We start from the raw sequence: 15442 nt of genomic DNA on the forward strand, positions 1-15442 counted from the left end.
AATATACAATGACAAAAGTCATAATTATTACTTTTTGAATTTTTTAACAGGTTTTTCAACTATATCGATTTTGTTCTGCAAAATATAATTCGCCATCAATTTCTCTATTAGTTCTTCTTTTGTTAAATGATGAAAAACAGTTTTTACTTTTGTTTTTAGCTCAGTTGCAATCTCATGATTTGGTTTTGTTTTGAAGATTTGTTTTGCCCACAAAAACATATTGTTTTCTTCCAAACTTGCTGCAGATGGTTTTTTAAATTCTAAAAATTTAATGCCCAATTCTCTTTCAAAATCGGCAATTTCAGCAGTTTCTTCTTGCTGTAAAACTGTTAGAGAAAGTCCCTTTGCTCCTGCCCTTGCTGTTCTTCCACTTCTGTGAACATAATTTTCGTATGTATCAGGAAGATGGTAATTCACCACATAAGAGATTTCTTTTACGTCTATTCCTCGAGCAGCCAAATCGGTAGCGACTAAAATATTGATATGTCCTTCACGAAATTGCTCCATAATCCTGTCACGGATTCCCTGGCTCAAACTTCCATGAAGTGCTCCAGATGAGAACTTATTTATAGCCAGATTTTTAGCCAGTTTATTAACTGCAGCTTTTGTTTTACAGAAAATAATACCACGTTCCCCATCTTTTGAATTCAAGAAATGCATTAAAACTTCCAGTTTTTCGATCGGATCAACAACAATATATTCGTGATCAATTCCTTCGTTTCCAACAGTTTCCATATTCGCACTTACTTGAACTACATTTTTGTTCAAATAATTCTGAATCAGTTGTTTGATTGTTCCAGGAAGCGTTGCCGAAAATAATAGTGTACGATGTTTTTTTGGTAATTCAGCGACGATTTCGTCTAAACTTTCTTTCAGGATAGCAACCATTTCATCGGCTTCATCCAAAACTAAATATTCTGTCTGCTTTAGATCAATTGCTTTACGCTGAATCAAATCGATAAGACGTCCTGGAGTTGCTACAACAATTTGTGCGCCTTCTTTAAGTCTTTCAATTTGTGGTTTTATCGGAGTTCCTCCGCAGATTGAAGCAATAGATATATTAGGAATATATTTTGAAAATCCTTCTAAGTTTCTAAAAATCTGCTGTCCAAGTTCTCTAGTAGGAACTAAAATAACAGCTTGAACTACAGTTGATTCTGAATTAACCAATTGTAATATTGGTAAACCAAAAGCAGCAGTTTTTCCTGTTCCAGTTTTTGCTAAACCCACAACGTCATGGATTTCAGACAATAAAAGCGGAATTGTTTTTTGTTGAATTTCAGTAGGTTCAACAATGTTTAATTCGCCTAAAGCTTTTAAAATTGGCGCTGAAAGTCCTAATGTTGAGAATTGTTTAGACATAGTTATTTAGTTTTTGTTTCAAGTTTCATGTTTCAAGTTACACAGAAACTTATTAAGTTGTAAAGGAGAAATCACATTTGCTCTGAAATGCTATTTCTCCTTTTGTAAATATATTAATGTTTTAGATTCCAACAACTTGAAACATGAAACCTGAAACTTTTCAACTAAAATTTATCAATCCGGTTCGTTCATGATTTTCTCACGATATTTTTTACCGATTAATAAAGTTAATCTTTGTTTGTAATCGTCTACAAGCCATTCACGGTAGTTTTTACTGCACTGGCTCAAACATTTAGAATAACGCTTAATACGATCTTCTATATCGTCATCAAGTTCTTTTGCTAATGATTTTGCTTCCTGTAATGTTTCTGTATTGTCTACACACATTGCAGCATGCTGATCAAGCGATTTATCTAAAACTACTTTTGAACGAAGATTTTGTTTGATAATTAATTTATGTTCTTCATCAACATCAAAGGTAACATCGGCAGTTTTACTAAATTTAGCTCGCAATTCTGGTGGCATGCTATATTTGAAAAACAACTCAATTTCATGGTCATCACGCAGATTCTCCAAATAAAACTCTGGCGATTTAAATATGTGCTGCCAATTTACAGGATCACTCCATAAACCAAAACGTGCAGCATTATTACCTAAATCAATAACTGTAAATTCATCTTTTCCAGGTAATTTACGAGAACCACGGCCAATCATCTGAAAATAAAGCGTAAGAGATTTTGTTGCTCTGTTCAAAATAATAGTTTCTACAGTCGGCTCATCAAAACCAGTTGTCAAAATTCCAACAGAAGTCAAAATCGCATCTGGAGTCTTTTTAAACCATTGCAAAATGTCTTTACGTTCTTCAGAACTACTTGTATTATCAAGGTGTCTAATATCATAACCTGCTTCTCTAAATGTTTCATAAACATATAAAGAAGTATGAATACCGTTATTGAAAATCAATGTTTTCTTGCCTAAAGAACGTTCTGTATACGCATGAAGCAGTTTTTCCTGCATCAAAGTATTCGTATACAAATCATCAGATGATTTTACTGTATAGTCACCATTGATACCTACTTTTAATGACGTTAAACCAACATCATAACTATAAGTAGTTGCTCTAGCCAAAAATCCTTTGTCAATCAATGATCCAATTGTATCACCAACAATAAGTTCGTGGTAACTTTGGTGCATTGGTAGTTTTATATTAGAACTCAAAGGCGTTGCTGTTACTCCAAGAATAAAAGCATTTTTAAATGAGTTTAATAATTTACGAAATGAATTGTAATGTGCCTCATCAATAATAACCAAACCAATATTATCCAAATGAAGTTTTTCATCATTAATACGGTTTTTTAAAGTTTCAACCATAGCCACAAAACATGAAAAATCGTTTTGGTCTGGAAGTTCTTTTACCTTACTATTGATAATTTTGTTTGTAACACCAAAACCTGTCAACATCTTTGAAGTTTGTTTACAAAGTTCGATACGGTGCGTTAAAACAACCACTTTTTTATCATTATTAGATAAATAGCGGCGAACGATTTCAGAAAATATTACTGTTTTTCCTCCTCCTGTTGGAAGCTGGTACAGTAAATGGTGTCTTGGAGGAGCATTGTCTAAACGGTCAAAAATGGCATCAATATCACCTTTTTGATATGCATACAGTTCTTTTTTCTCTTCTCTTTCTATTTCTAAAGTGTTTTGAGACATTGTTTATTTTTGGATTTTTGCAAAAATACACCGAAAAAACAGTTATTCATCTTATTTTAACCTAAAATAAATGTTTTTTTTAAACTAAGATTTTTTATGAGAGAGGCATTTAGTAGTCGATTTTCTCCAAAATGGCTTCAAAATCGTACTTATTTTTCCATTTTTGGTCTAAAGTTTCTTGCTGAATTGCATTAATTCGCAATTTATATTCGTTAAAAATGCCATTTGAGACAATAAAATTAACGGCCTGCTCAAAAGAATTAAATATACTTTTGTAAAATAATTCTTGTTTTATAAAATTTTGAGAAGAATAAGTCTGGGCAATTTCAATATTATACAACATTATATCTGCAATCACGAAAGCATCAACTCCAAGCATAATAAAATGTTTGATAAGCTTTTGAGCGACAGATCTTCGCATTTTGGCTCTTGGGCGCCATTTTGCTCCTGGCTTTTTAATCGGAAAATATTCGTGCGAAATTTTAACTTTGGCATCCTGAAGTAATTTGTCTTCTTTCGGATTAAAAACAAAGTCATAATATACTTTTACTGGACTGAATTTTTCATACAATTCGATCAATTGTTCTTCGAGTTGTTCCTTATTTAATTCGGATAAATATTTTTTTAAATCGCGTTTGCTCATTATCAAAGTTTAAGAATACAAAAGTAAATTACTTTCTTGATACATAACTTAAAAACCAACCATAATACTTAATTTTGCTGCTATAATTTAAAAAAATAGTATCAATGCTCAAGATTTTTAAAGTTACAGCCATCCTAGAAGGAATTTCTTACTTAGTGTTATTCGCTAATATGCTTATTATCAAAACGAATAATCCTGAACTTTATCATACCTTATTACGTCCGTTAGGAATGACACATGGTGTTTTATTTATCGGATATATTATTTTGGCTTTTTTATTGAAAAAATCTCAAAATTGGGATTTAAAAACTTTTGGGATCATTTTAATCGCTTCTCTTATTCCTTTTGGAACTTTCTATATTGAGAAAAAATACTTAGAAAATGCATAAGCTTTTGGATAAAGTATTCAATTTTTTATATCCTGTTTTTAGAGATTGGGGAATGAGCCGCAACTTTGCGTCTTATATCAGTTTGATCTTTAACATAATTATTTTAATAGCATTAGCATACGTTATTTACTATGCTGCCAAATTTGTTTTAGTAACCCTGACAGCAGTTTTTGCACAGCGTACTAAAACAAAATTTGACGATTATTTAATCCAAAACAAAACCACAAGATATACTGCTTATTTAATTCCATTTTTCTTTATTTATAAAGCAGTTCCAATTATTTTGGATAAGTACGATTATTGGGAATTATTGTTCGGAAAAATAGTTGGTATTTATATTGTATTACTTGGATTATGGATCGTTAGAACTGTTTTTAATTCGTTACGCGATTATTTAAAACAAAAACCAGAATACAGCGATAAACCGATAGATAGTTTCGTTCAGGTAATTATGATTGTGCTTTGGATTTTTGGAGTGGCACTTATTATTTCAACTTTATTCGGAATCAAAAAAGGCGAACTTTTAACCATTCTAGGAACGCTTTCGGCAATTATTATCTTGATTTTTAGGGATACCATTCTTGGATTTGTTTCCAGTGTTCAGGTTGCAATCAACGATATGGTTCGTATCGGCGACTGGATTACAATGGATAAATTTGGTGCTGATGGAGATGTTATTGAAATCAATTTGACGACAGTAAAAGTTCGAAACTTTGATAATACCATTACCACAATTCCGACTTATGCTTTAAGTTCAGATTCTTTTCAGAACTGGCGCGGCATGCAGAAATCAGAAGGAAGACGTATTAAAAGACATGTTCTAATAAAAAGCAGTACGATTCGTTTTTTGAATACTGAAGATCTGGCTCAAATGCGAAAAATTCAGCTTATTACAGCTTATATTGACAGTAGACAAGCCGAGATTGAAAAATACAACGATTTGAGAGGTGTTGACAAAACGCTTTCGCTAAATGGACGTAATATGACTAATTTAGGTTTGTTCCGAAAATACATCATGCAGTATTTGATGGATCATCCGGGATTGAATAAAAACATGCATATTATGTGCAGACAATTGCAGTCAACAGCCCACGGAGTTCCGTTAGAAATTTATGTGTTTTCAAGTGATAAACGCTGGGCAAACTACGAATATATTATGGCAGATATTTTCGACCACGTTATGGCTTCTGTAGGTTATTTTGATTTGGAAATATTTGAACTTCCTTCTCAGATTGGAAAATTAGAATAGTTTTTTTGTTTCAAGTTTCAGGTTTCAAGTTCGCAAAGAACCTGAAACCTGAAACCTGAAACCTGAAACCTGAAACCTGAAACAAATCCCCTACTCCTCTATTCTCTCAAAAATAAACTCTGAGTTATTGTACTCAATTGGAACTCCAGGTACAAAACAGGGAAGATTGAAGTAAGTTCCGATAACACCTTTTCCTAAGTAAAGTTTGTTATCCTTCTTTAAAAGTGCCAGTGGAACTCTTTTCCAGCTTCCGCCAAAAGAAATATAATGATAATCGCCTCGAAGTGTATCGCCTTTAAGATCACCTCTTACGTCACCAGAATCTTTTCCATATCCGTAACGCGAAATTTCATATCGTCCATAAAAACGTTTGTCGTTCATATGAATATCTAAAACCGCAGTATCTTTATTGTTTACAGCACGATAAAGGGCATGATTATATTTATCTTTATCTTCTTTTGAATTGCAGGAAACTAGCAGTACGCTCAGAAATAGAAATAATCGCATATTTTTATTTTATAAAAAACAAAAATAGGTTTTTACTGTGGGATTATTTATTTAACTTTAAAGAAAAAACATGGCAGATAGAGACACTTTTTTAAAAGAATTCAGAGGCGAAACTTTAGGAACTGTAAGTGCTCAATCTTCTCCAGATGAGATCTTTCAAAATCAAACCATTCGACCTATTTTAAAGCTTCAAAACGACCTTTTTGTAGCGGTTTTTATAAATTATGTGAATAAAAACAAACCAGATTTTTATTCGTATTCTGTTGAAAGGAAACTGCAGACAATTGAAAATTCAATTCAAAAAGATATTAAATTCAGAAATTCTTTAAAAGGAATTGTAATGGCGCTTTTCACCATTCAAGAATACGATACTTATATTCAAAATTCTTCAAGTTTAAATAAAAGAATGATGAATTTGTTGATAGATCGTTTGAAAAATCAAGTGCAGCTGTTTGAAGTAGAATCGGATTCGAAGTAGAATTTAAATTGAAAAATTAATGTTCGACCAATTCCGAAATAAATTCCCTGTAACCGATGAAAAATGGATTGAATACACCAATTATTTCAATCGCATTGAAGTTGCTGCCAAAACAACTCTTTTAGAAGAAGGGGAAATTTCAAAAAAACTTTTTGTTATCGAAAAAGGCTGTATTCGTGTTTGGTTCAATCATAACGGAAAAGATCTGACTTCGCAGTTCTTTTTCGAAAATCAAAGCGTTTCTTCTATTGAAAGTTTTATGAAAAAATTTCCGAGTCCGGTTTTTATAGAAACAATCGAACCTTCTGTTTTATGGTGGATTCATAAAGAAGATGTTGATACCATAATTGAAGAAATAAAGGAAATTCCAGAACTGCGAGACCGATTAATTAATATGCTTTTTCAGAGAACATTTGATTATATGAAACATTTTTTCTCATTTCTAAAAGATTCTCCTGCTCAGCGTTATCTTAGTTTAATTGAAGAAAAACCTCAAATAGTACAAAGAGTGCCACAGCATTATATTGCTTCTTATTTGGGTGTGAGTACAGTTCATTTAAGCCGGATAAAAAGTAAACTGCTTCAAAATAAATAGCTCTTTTCATTTGATAACAAATGTTATCGTCTTCCCGCAAATGGCTCTATAATTTTGCTTCATAAAATTTAATAATTATGAAAGCAGCAGTAGTTTATAAAAAAGGCGAATTACCCAAATATGCAGATTTTGCAGAACCAATTGTATCAAATGAAAACGAGGTTTTAATTTCGGTTAAAGCCGTTGCGATTACCAATTTAGACAAAGGAATTGCCAGCGGAGATCATTATTCTTCAGAAAATGAAAATCAAAATGGATTTGTAGTCGGCAGTGATGCTGTTGGAGTTTTGGAAAACGGCACAAGACTTTATGCACGCGGAATTTCTGGAACAATTGCTGAAAAAGCTTTAGTAGAAAAAAGCAGAATGGTTGTATTGCCTGACGGAATTGACGATGCGGCGGCCGCAACATTGCCTAATGCGGTTGCCGGCTCGGCAATGGCACTTCGATTTAGAGCAGGAATAAAACCTGGTGAAACGGTTTTAATAAATGGAGCAACAGGGTTTACAGGCCAAATGGCGATACAAATTGCTAAACATTATGGAGCAAAGAAAATAATTGTTACTGGAAGAAACGAAAAGACACTTCAAAGTCTTTTAGAATTAGGCGCTGACGAGATTGTTTCTCTAAAACAAAAAGACGAATCTATTATTAATCAGTTAAAACAAATTCATCAAAACTCTCCTATTGATATTGTCATTGATTATTTATGGGGACAATCGGCTGAACTTATTCTTTCAGTTTTAAAAGGAAATGGAAATTTTACACCTAAAACAAGATACGTTTCTGTTGGTTCTATGTCTGGAGATACGATTCAATTATCTGCGCAAATTCTAAGAAGCGTTGATTTGCAGTTATCAGGATCGGGTTTAGGAAGCTGGACAAAGGATGAAGTGAAATTATTATTTTCTGAAATACTTCCAGAAATGTTTCTTTTGGCTTCTAAAAATATACTAAAAGTAAATATTGAAAAAGTGAATTTATCAGATATTGAAAAAATGTGGAATGCCGAAGTTGTTGACGGAAAAAGATTAGTGGTTCTTATTTAAGATACTAAGGCTCTAAGATGCTAAGATTCTAAGTTTTTTTAACTCAGAATCTTAGTTTCTCATTATTTTAATATCTCAAAAGCTCAAGCAAAACTTCTTCAAAACGATTTCTCGGCAAAAACTGATCTTCAAGAGCTTTTGTAAACGGAATAGGCGAATCTAAACTGGCAACTCTTTTTACTGGAGCATCCAAATATTCGAAACAATTTTCCATAATCAAAGCAGAGATATCGCTTGCAATTCCACCAAACATAGTATCTTCTTGATAAATAATAGCTTTTCCTGTCTTTTTTATAGAAGCAAAAATTGTTTCAGTATCTAAAGGCTGTAAAGTTCTTAAATCAATTAAATCGGCATCAATTTCTGGATGTTGCGCTAAAGTATCTAAAGCCCAGTGGACTGGCGCACCAAAAGTAATTATCGTAACTGCGTTTCCTTCTTTTAATACAGCTGCTTTTCCAAACGGAATCGTGTAGTAATCTTTAGGAACATCTTGATAAATACTTCGGTACAATAATTTATGTTCAAAAAACAAGACCGGATTTGGATCGTTAATAGCAGTGTTTAAAAGTCCTTTTGCATCGTATGGAAAAGCTGGATAAACCACTTTCAAACCAGGAGTTTTGGTAAACCAAGCTTCATTGGTCTGCGAATGGAAAGGTCCTGCCTGCGTTCCGCCTCCGCAAGGCATACGAACGACAACATCTGCTTTTTCACCCCAGCGGTAATGTGATTTTGCCAATAAATTAACAATCGGATTAAATCCTGTTGAAACAAAATCCGCAAACTGCATTTCTACAATTGCTTTGTAACCATTTATAGATAGTCCCATTCCTGTTGACACAACAGCACTTTCGCAAATAGGCGTATTACGAACTCTTTCTTTTCCAAAAACATCAACAAAATTATCTGTAATTTTAAAAGCCCCTCCATATTCAGCGATATCCTGTCCCATAATGACAAGGTTTTTATGACGCCACATAGATTGCTCTAAACTATTTCGAATAGCATCTATAAAACGAATATTTTCTAATTCAGAATTATGGCTATATTCTTCATATTCATACTGTTTATAAACATCATCTAATTCTCCGCTATAAGTTGCTTCAATTTCAGGTTCGGCATTTGCCATTGCCCAATTCTCGTCAATTTCTTGTTTGATTTCGGCGTGGAATTGCTCGTCTAATTCTGAAGTTAGAATACCATTTTCAGTCAAATATTTTCTGTAATTGGTAACTGGATCTCTTTGTTCCCATTGATCCATTAAATCTTGAGGAACATATTTAGTGCCGCTCGCCTCTTCATGCCCGCGCATCCTGAATGTTTTAAATTCCAATAAAACCGGACGCGGATTTTCCTGCATTTCTTTTTTGAGCTGTGACAATTTATTGTAAACTTCAACAATATTATTTCCGTCAATAATCCAGCTTTCAATTCCGTAGCCAATGCCTTTATCAGCAAGGTTTTCGCAGGCATATTGTTCATTTGTCGGCGTTGAAAGTCCGTAGCCGTTATTTTCAATAATAAACATTACTGGGAGCTTCCAAACTGCAGCAATATTCAATGCTTCATGAAAATCTCCCTCGCTTGTTGCGCCTTCGCCTGTAAAAACGGCAGTAATTTTTTTATTGTTTTGAAGTTTATCCGCTAAGGCGATTCCGTCAGCAATTCCTAACTGCGGACCGAGATGCGAAATCATTCCAATAATATTATATTCTTGTGTTCCAAAGTGAAAACTTCTATCACGGCCTTTTGTAAAACCGTTTGCTTTTCCCTGCCATTGCGAAAATAAACGATGAAGCGGAATTTCTCTTGTAGTAAAAACACCTAAATTTCGGTGCATTGGAAGTATGTATTCAGATGAGTCTAAAACAGCTGTAACACCAACAGCAATAGCCTCTTGCCCGATTCCGGAGAACCATTTAGAAACTTTTCCCTGTCGAATCAAGATCAGCATCTTTTCTTCGATTAATCGGGGTTTTAATAACTTTTTATAGAGGTCTAATAATTGAGCGTCGGTTAGGTTTTGTCGGTAAAAAATCATTTACTTTTTTGTTTTTTAGTGTTTCAAATATAACAATTTGCGTTAATTTTATTCAATTCTGAAATATTTTTTTAATCAGAAATCTGCTTTTAATGTCTGAGCTTAAGATTATTTTCTAAAATATTCTATACCTTTGTTAGCGAAAGGTGCTTATGACACCTTTTGTTCTTAAATATAAAATGTAAAGTATGCAAAACATTCCTAGTGTAGACTTACGTGATTTCCTTTCGGACGACCCGAAACGTAAACAAAAATTTGTAAATGAAATCGGCAGTGCATTTGAAAACATTGGCTTCGTAGCCTTAAAAGGTCATTTTCTTGATGATCAATTGGTAAACGAACTTTATGGTGAAATTAGAAACTTTTTCGCCTTGCCAATAGAAACTAAGCATAAATATGAAATTCCTGGAATCGGCGGACAAAGAGGTTATGTTTCTTTTGGAAAAGAACATGCTAAAGGTCGCAAAGAAGGAGATTTAAAAGAATTTTGGCATTTTGGTCAATACGTTGACAAAGACTCAAGATGGGCTTCGGAATATCCAGATAACGTGGAAGTTACTGAATTACCTCGTTTTAATGCGGTTGGTAAAGAAGCGTATCAAAAATTAGAAAAAACAGGTGTTTATGTTTTAAGAGCTTTGGCTTTGCACTTAGGTCTTGACGAATTCTATTTTGATAACTATGCAAAAGAAGGAAACTCAATTTTAAGACCTATCCACTACCCTCCAATTACATCTGAGCCAGAAAATGCTATTCGTGCAGCGGCTCACGGTGATATCAACCTTATTACTTTATTAATGGGAGCTCAAGGTAAAGGGTTACAAGTTCAAAATCATAATGGTGAATGGATTGATGCCATTGCTGAAGATGACGAATTGGTAATTAATGTTGGTGATATGTTGTCAAGACATACAAACAATAAATTAAAATCTACAATTCACCAAGTGGTAAATCCACCGAGAGAATTATGGGGAACTTCACGTTATTCAATTCCGTTTTTTATGCATCCGGTAAGCGATATGCGTTTGGATTGTCTTGAAAACTGTATTGATGAAGAAAACCCAAAGAAATTCGAAGATATTTCTGCGGGAGAGTTTTTACACGAACGTTTAGTAGAGTTAGGTTTAATTAAAAAATAAACTTAAATAAATTCCAATATAAAATTCCAAATTCCAATCTTCTGTTGGAGTTTGGAATTTAATTTTTATGAACTATATTTATTGAGATTTATTTTTAGAATAAAAAACTTATGGACTTTAAAGATCAATTAAAGAATTTATTTCCAGATCATGTAGAATCAAATGAACCAGAACAAGTTGAAGAACAAGAACATGTTCTCTATGTTCAAAAAGAACCTATGATCTGCAAATTTGAGAAAAGAAAAGGAAAACCAACAACCATTATCGAAGGTTATGAAGGCTCTGACGAAGATTTTAAAATCTTAGCCAAAGAAATCAAAACCAAATTAAGCGTTGGCGGCACCTTTAAAGATGATTCCATTATTATTCAAGGCGATTACCGTGATAAAATTATGGCAATCTTAAAAGAAAAAGGATTTAAAACCAAACGTGTAGGCGGCTAAAAAGTTTCAAGTTTCAGGTTCCAAGTTCTTCAAGGCAACCTGAAACTTGAAACTTGAAACTTGAAACAAAAAAAACTTAGTACCTCAGAACCTTAGCAACTTAAAGAAAAAATGATCCAATCATCAGAATTAATACTAAATCCAGACGGAAGTGTTTATCATTTAAACCTTCGTCCTGAACATATTGCGCACGACATTATTTTTGTTGGTGACCAAAATAGAGTTGAAAAAATCACTCAGTTTTTCGATTCAATCGAATATTCTACTCAAAAAAGAGAATTTAAAACCCAAACAGGAATTTATAAAGGAAAAAGAATTTCTGTAATTTCTACCGGTATTGGCCCGGATAATATCGATATTGTCTTAAATGAATTGGATGCCTTAGTTAATATCGATTTAAAGACGCGTGAGCCAAAAGAAACCTTAACTTCACTAAATATTATCCGAATTGGAACTTCTGGTTCTCTTCAGGCAGATATTCCTGTAGACAGCTTCGTGATGTCAAAATTTGGTTTAGGTTTAGATAATATGCTTCGCTCCTATTTAATTGACGACGTGTCGATTACCGAAATAGAAGATGCTTTTGTAAAACATACCGATTGGGATCCTAGAAAAGGGAAACCTTATGTAACAAAATGTTCTGAAAAATTAGAAAAATTAATCGAATCTAATGGAATATTTAAAGGAATTACGGCAACTGCAGGAGGTTTTTACGGTCCGCAGGGAAGAGTTTTGCGTTTGAATATTCAAGATGGTGAATTGAATAATAAAATGGATAATTTTAGTTTTAATGAAACTAAAATCACTAATTTAGAGATGGAAACTGCAGCAATCTACGGCCTTTCTGCGCTTCTTGGACATAATGCGTTGTCGCTAAATGCTATTATCGCCAATCGTGCTTCTGGAACTTTTAGTGCAGATCCATATAAAGCTGTTGATGAATTAATTGGTTATACGTTGAATAAGCTGGCTGGAAATTAAATTTGATAATTGTTTTTTAGAAAATGAGATAATTATAAAATCCTGACTTATGTTTTTGAGAGTGGCAAGACATACCAACAATCTAGAAAAAATAGAAGATTTTTATGTGAATATTCTAGGTTTCGAGCGATTAGGCGGTTTTGAAAAACATAATAAGTACGATGGAATTTTTATAGGAAAGCCAGGTTTAGACTGGCATTTTGAGTTTACAAAGTCTGAAATAGAAGCTAAACATACCTTTGATGAAGATGATATAATCGTACTTTATCCAAAAACAATTTCAAATTACAACGATTTAATACATAAAATTACACGCAAAAATATTGAAATGATACCAGCGATTAATCCGTATTGGAATGAAAATGGCAAAATGATTCAGGATCCAGATGGTTATCGCATAGTGATATCCTCATTAAAAGCCATAATAAACGAAATAGAATAATGTCTGAAACCCATAAAAAAATACTATTTAAATACTATAGCGATTATCTGGACGAAGTAGTTTCTGAAACCATGTGGGCAGAAATTATAGATCTGGAAAAAGGTCTTTTTAAACTGGATAATATTCCATTTTTTGGTCCATTAATTGCAACAGACGATATATTTTATGCAGAATTCGATGAAACTGAAGAACGTTTTATGCATAGAAAAACAATACAAAATTCAGGAAACTCGATTGTACAGATCGCTATTTTAGAACAAGGTTTTGATAAGGAAATCATCCGCGAAAAATTAAAGGCAATAAATTGTTTGTCGGAAGGATTGAACGAAACTTTTTTTGCAGCAGAAATTGCGAAAGATGTTGATTATACATTGGTAAGAAGCCTATTGAACGAATACGAGTCGCAGGAAATTATCGAATTTGCAGAACCTTGTCTTTCAGAAAAACACAGAGCAGATTTATTAAAAAACTAAACAAACAAACTTTAGAATACGCATACCAAACAAGCAACTTAACTTAAACTTAAAATAAATGAAAACTGTCAAAATTGCGGGTGTTCCGGAACACTTCAATTTGCCATGGCATCTATGTATAGAAAATGGTGAATTTGAAGAAGAGAACATCGATTTACAATGGACAAATGTACCCGAAGGAACTGGGAAGATGTGTCAAATGCTTCGTGATGGAGAAACAGATTTAGCTGTTATTTTGACCGAAGGAATTCTAAAAGATATCGCAGCTGGAAACCCAAGTAAGATTGTTCAGATTTATGTGCAGTCGCTTTTAATTTGGGGAATTCACGTTGCTGCAAAATCAGATTATCAAACCCTAAAAGATCTTAAAAATAAAAAAGCCGCTATCTCAAGACTTGGTTCTGGATCGCAGTTAATGGCATATGTAAATGCCAATGAGCAAGGCTGGGAAATGGATGATTTAGAATTTGAAATTGTAAATACCATTGACGGCGCTGTTGATGCTCTGACCAACAAAAAAGCAGACTACTTTATGTGGGAGCGTTTTATGACAAAACCTCTTGTAGATCAAGGAATTTTTAGACGCATTGACGACTGCCCTACTCCTTGGCCTTCATTTGTAATTGCGGTACGCGATGAATTCTTGAAAAAGAATCCAAAGATCATAGAGAAAATTCTTGAAATCATCAACAAAACAACGGTTGATTTTAAAGAAATTCCAGAAATAGACGAGAAATTATCTAAACTTTTTCACCAAAAAGCTGAAGATATTAAAGAGTGGCTGAAACTAACACAATGGTCACAGAAAAACCTAACAGAAAAGTCCTTTAATAAAATTCAAAATCAATTATTTGATCTGGGAATTATTGATAAAAAAAGTATTTTTGTAGAAACCGTAAAAGCACTGTAATACTGCTTTTTTGATTCGTATGATGAAATTCCCTAAAATTGACTTTCCGCAGTTAAAATCCAAGCTACAGGTGAAATCACCCTGGGATAGGATTATTATTTCGATTTTGAGTCTTTTGATTACGATTCCGATTTTCATCATACTGCATCAAAATTTAATCGATTTAGAATGGTCATTCAATCTCGATCGTGTATTTATCTTTATTTTTCTTTTTACAGCAATATTTTTTCTGCTGATGTATCTCAGAACGATTATTATTCTGTGCATTGCGGTTTATTTATTGGTTTTGTTTTACGGAACTGTTATTGGGAATTATGGTTTCAGCGAAATCTCAGAAGATTATAATTCTATGATTTATACCATGTCTGATAATCCGTATCCGCAGGACATCATTGTAGCGAAACTGCTTCCTTTTCCGAATAAAACAAAAATTATCAATGCAATAGAATACCAAAACCCTAAAGTGCGAAATTTTGCTATAATGGCGACAACGAAGCATTTTAAAGGAATTAGAGGTTATTCAGATTATCGAACTATTATTCAATGTTTTGCAGTTTTCAAAGAGATAAACGGCAGATGGAATTATGTTAACGATCCAAAAGAAGGTGATTATATTGCTACCGCTAGCGAATCTTTAGATTATTTTTCTGGCGACTGTGATGATCATTCTATTTTGATGGCGGCGGCGATTCGATCTATTGGCGGAACTCCTAGACTTATTCATACAAAAGGACATATTTATCCAGAGATTTTGATTGGTTCTACGATTGATTTGGAGAAAGTGAATTACTTGATTAAAAACGTTCTTTTTCCAAAAGAAAGCTACGGCAAGAAACTGCATTACCATATAGACGAACGCGGTCAAGTTTGGATGAATCTTGACTACACCGCAACTTATCCCGGCGGTCCATTCATGTATGAAGAAATTTTAGGAGCTTTGACTCTTAATTAAAGTTTCTCTGGAAAAGGCCTTGCGTAATGGCAGGTAAAAAAAATCTTTATAAATATTTGATTACGAATAATTT

General features: G+C 33.2%; 17 protein-coding genes. 12 read left to right on the forward strand and 5 right to left on the reverse strand.

Annotation, left to right across the window (positions count from 1 at the left end; translation table 11 throughout):
* Positions 1-27: 27 nt before the first annotated feature.
* The 3 genes from QMG60_RS16130 to QMG60_RS16140 all read right to left on the reverse strand — a co-directional run bounded on the left by QMG60_RS16130 (position 28) and on the right by QMG60_RS16140 (position 3718).
* Positions 28-1362 carry a DEAD/DEAH box helicase gene (locus QMG60_RS16130; protein WP_281865641.1) on the reverse strand — a complete coding sequence of 445 codons (1335 nt, stop codon included), beginning with the start codon at positions 1360-1362 and terminating at the stop codon, positions 28-30.
* Positions 1363-1536: 174 nt separating this feature from the next.
* On the reverse strand, positions 1537-3075 hold the full coding sequence (locus QMG60_RS16135) for a DEAD/DEAH box helicase (protein ID WP_057117974.1): 1539 nt from the start codon (positions 3073-3075) through the stop codon (positions 1537-1539).
* Positions 3076-3184: 109 nt separating this feature from the next.
* On the reverse strand, positions 3185-3718 hold the full coding sequence (locus tag QMG60_RS16140) for a DUF6155 family protein (RefSeq protein WP_057117973.1): 534 nt from the start codon (positions 3716-3718) through the stop codon (positions 3185-3187).
* Between the two features lie 104 nt (positions 3719-3822).
* Here QMG60_RS16140 and QMG60_RS16145 point away from each other — a divergent pair, with 104 nt between their 5' ends.
* Positions 3823-4107: a DUF3817 domain-containing protein gene (locus tag QMG60_RS16145; protein ID WP_057117972.1), complete on the forward strand. Its 285-nt coding sequence runs from the start codon at positions 3823-3825 to the stop codon at positions 4105-4107.
* Positions 4100-5356 carry a mechanosensitive ion channel domain-containing protein gene (locus QMG60_RS16150; RefSeq protein WP_057117971.1) on the forward strand — a complete coding sequence of 419 codons (1257 nt, stop codon included), beginning with the start codon at positions 4100-4102 and terminating at the stop codon, positions 5354-5356. The genes QMG60_RS16145 and QMG60_RS16150 overlap by 8 nt, the downstream gene beginning before the upstream one ends.
* Before the next feature lie 90 nt (positions 5357-5446).
* Here the strand turns inward: QMG60_RS16150 and QMG60_RS16155 are convergent, their stop codons facing one another.
* Positions 5447-5863, reverse strand: a complete 417-nt coding sequence (locus QMG60_RS16155) for a hypothetical protein (RefSeq protein ID WP_057117970.1) — start codon at positions 5861-5863, stop codon at positions 5447-5449.
* Between the two features lie 70 nt (positions 5864-5933).
* On the opposite strand from QMG60_RS16155, the gene QMG60_RS16160 reads away from it, so the two are divergent.
* The 3 genes from QMG60_RS16160 to QMG60_RS16170 all read left to right on the forward strand — a co-directional run bounded on the left by QMG60_RS16160 (position 5934) and on the right by QMG60_RS16170 (position 7985).
* Positions 5934-6341 (forward strand): hypothetical protein, encoded by a 408-nt coding sequence (locus QMG60_RS16160; protein WP_057117969.1) that lies wholly within the window; start codon positions 5934-5936, stop codon positions 6339-6341.
* A gap of 19 nt (positions 6342-6360) precedes the next feature.
* Entirely contained in the window at positions 6361-6936 is a 576-nt protein-coding gene (locus QMG60_RS16165) for a Crp/Fnr family transcriptional regulator (protein ID WP_057117968.1), read from the forward strand.
* Between the two features lie 77 nt (positions 6937-7013).
* Positions 7014-7985, forward strand: a complete 972-nt coding sequence (locus QMG60_RS16170; protein WP_281865642.1) for a zinc-binding alcohol dehydrogenase family protein — start codon at positions 7014-7016, stop codon at positions 7983-7985.
* A gap of 67 nt (positions 7986-8052) precedes the next feature.
* Here QMG60_RS16170 and QMG60_RS16175 read toward each other — a convergent pair whose 3' ends face one another.
* On the reverse strand, positions 8053-10029 hold the full coding sequence (locus QMG60_RS16175; RefSeq protein ID WP_281865643.1) for a dehydrogenase E1 component subunit alpha/beta: 1977 nt from the start codon (positions 10027-10029) through the stop codon (positions 8053-8055).
* Positions 10030-10217: 188 nt separating this feature from the next.
* On the opposite strand from QMG60_RS16175, the gene QMG60_RS16180 reads away from it, so the two are divergent.
* The 7 genes from QMG60_RS16180 to QMG60_RS16210 all read left to right on the forward strand — a co-directional run bounded on the left by QMG60_RS16180 (position 10218) and on the right by QMG60_RS16210 (position 15369).
* Complete coding sequence (locus QMG60_RS16180; protein ID WP_057117965.1) at positions 10218-11168, forward strand: 2-oxoglutarate and iron-dependent oxygenase domain-containing protein; 951 nt, start codon at positions 10218-10220, stop codon at positions 11166-11168.
* Positions 11169-11278: 110 nt separating this feature from the next.
* Positions 11279-11611, forward strand: coding sequence for a translation initiation factor (locus QMG60_RS16185; protein WP_057117964.1), 333 nt, complete (start codon positions 11279-11281; stop codon positions 11609-11611).
* A 111-nt stretch (positions 11612-11722) separates the two neighbouring features.
* Entirely contained in the window at positions 11723-12592 is an 870-nt protein-coding gene (locus QMG60_RS16190; protein WP_281865644.1) for a nucleoside phosphorylase, read from the forward strand.
* Between the two features lie 49 nt (positions 12593-12641).
* On the forward strand, positions 12642-13034 hold the full coding sequence (locus QMG60_RS16195) for a VOC family protein (protein ID WP_281865645.1): 393 nt from the start codon (positions 12642-12644) through the stop codon (positions 13032-13034).
* Positions 13034-13507: a DUF4265 domain-containing protein gene (locus tag QMG60_RS16200; protein ID WP_281865646.1), complete on the forward strand. Its 474-nt coding sequence runs from the start codon at positions 13034-13036 to the stop codon at positions 13505-13507. Before QMG60_RS16195 ends, QMG60_RS16200 begins: the two co-directional genes overlap by 1 nt.
* A 58-nt stretch (positions 13508-13565) precedes the next feature.
* Entirely contained in the window at positions 13566-14417 is an 852-nt protein-coding gene (locus QMG60_RS16205) for a substrate-binding domain-containing protein (RefSeq protein ID WP_281865647.1), read from the forward strand.
* Positions 14418-14436: 19 nt separating this feature from the next.
* On the forward strand, positions 14437-15369 hold the full coding sequence (locus QMG60_RS16210) for a hypothetical protein (protein WP_057117959.1): 933 nt from the start codon (positions 14437-14439) through the stop codon (positions 15367-15369).
* Positions 15370-15442 lie beyond the last annotated feature (73 nt).

It is taken from the genome of Flavobacterium sp. GSB-24 (assembly GCF_027924665.1).
In the GTDB taxonomy this organism is placed as follows: domain Bacteria; phylum Bacteroidota; class Bacteroidia; order Flavobacteriales; family Flavobacteriaceae; genus Flavobacterium.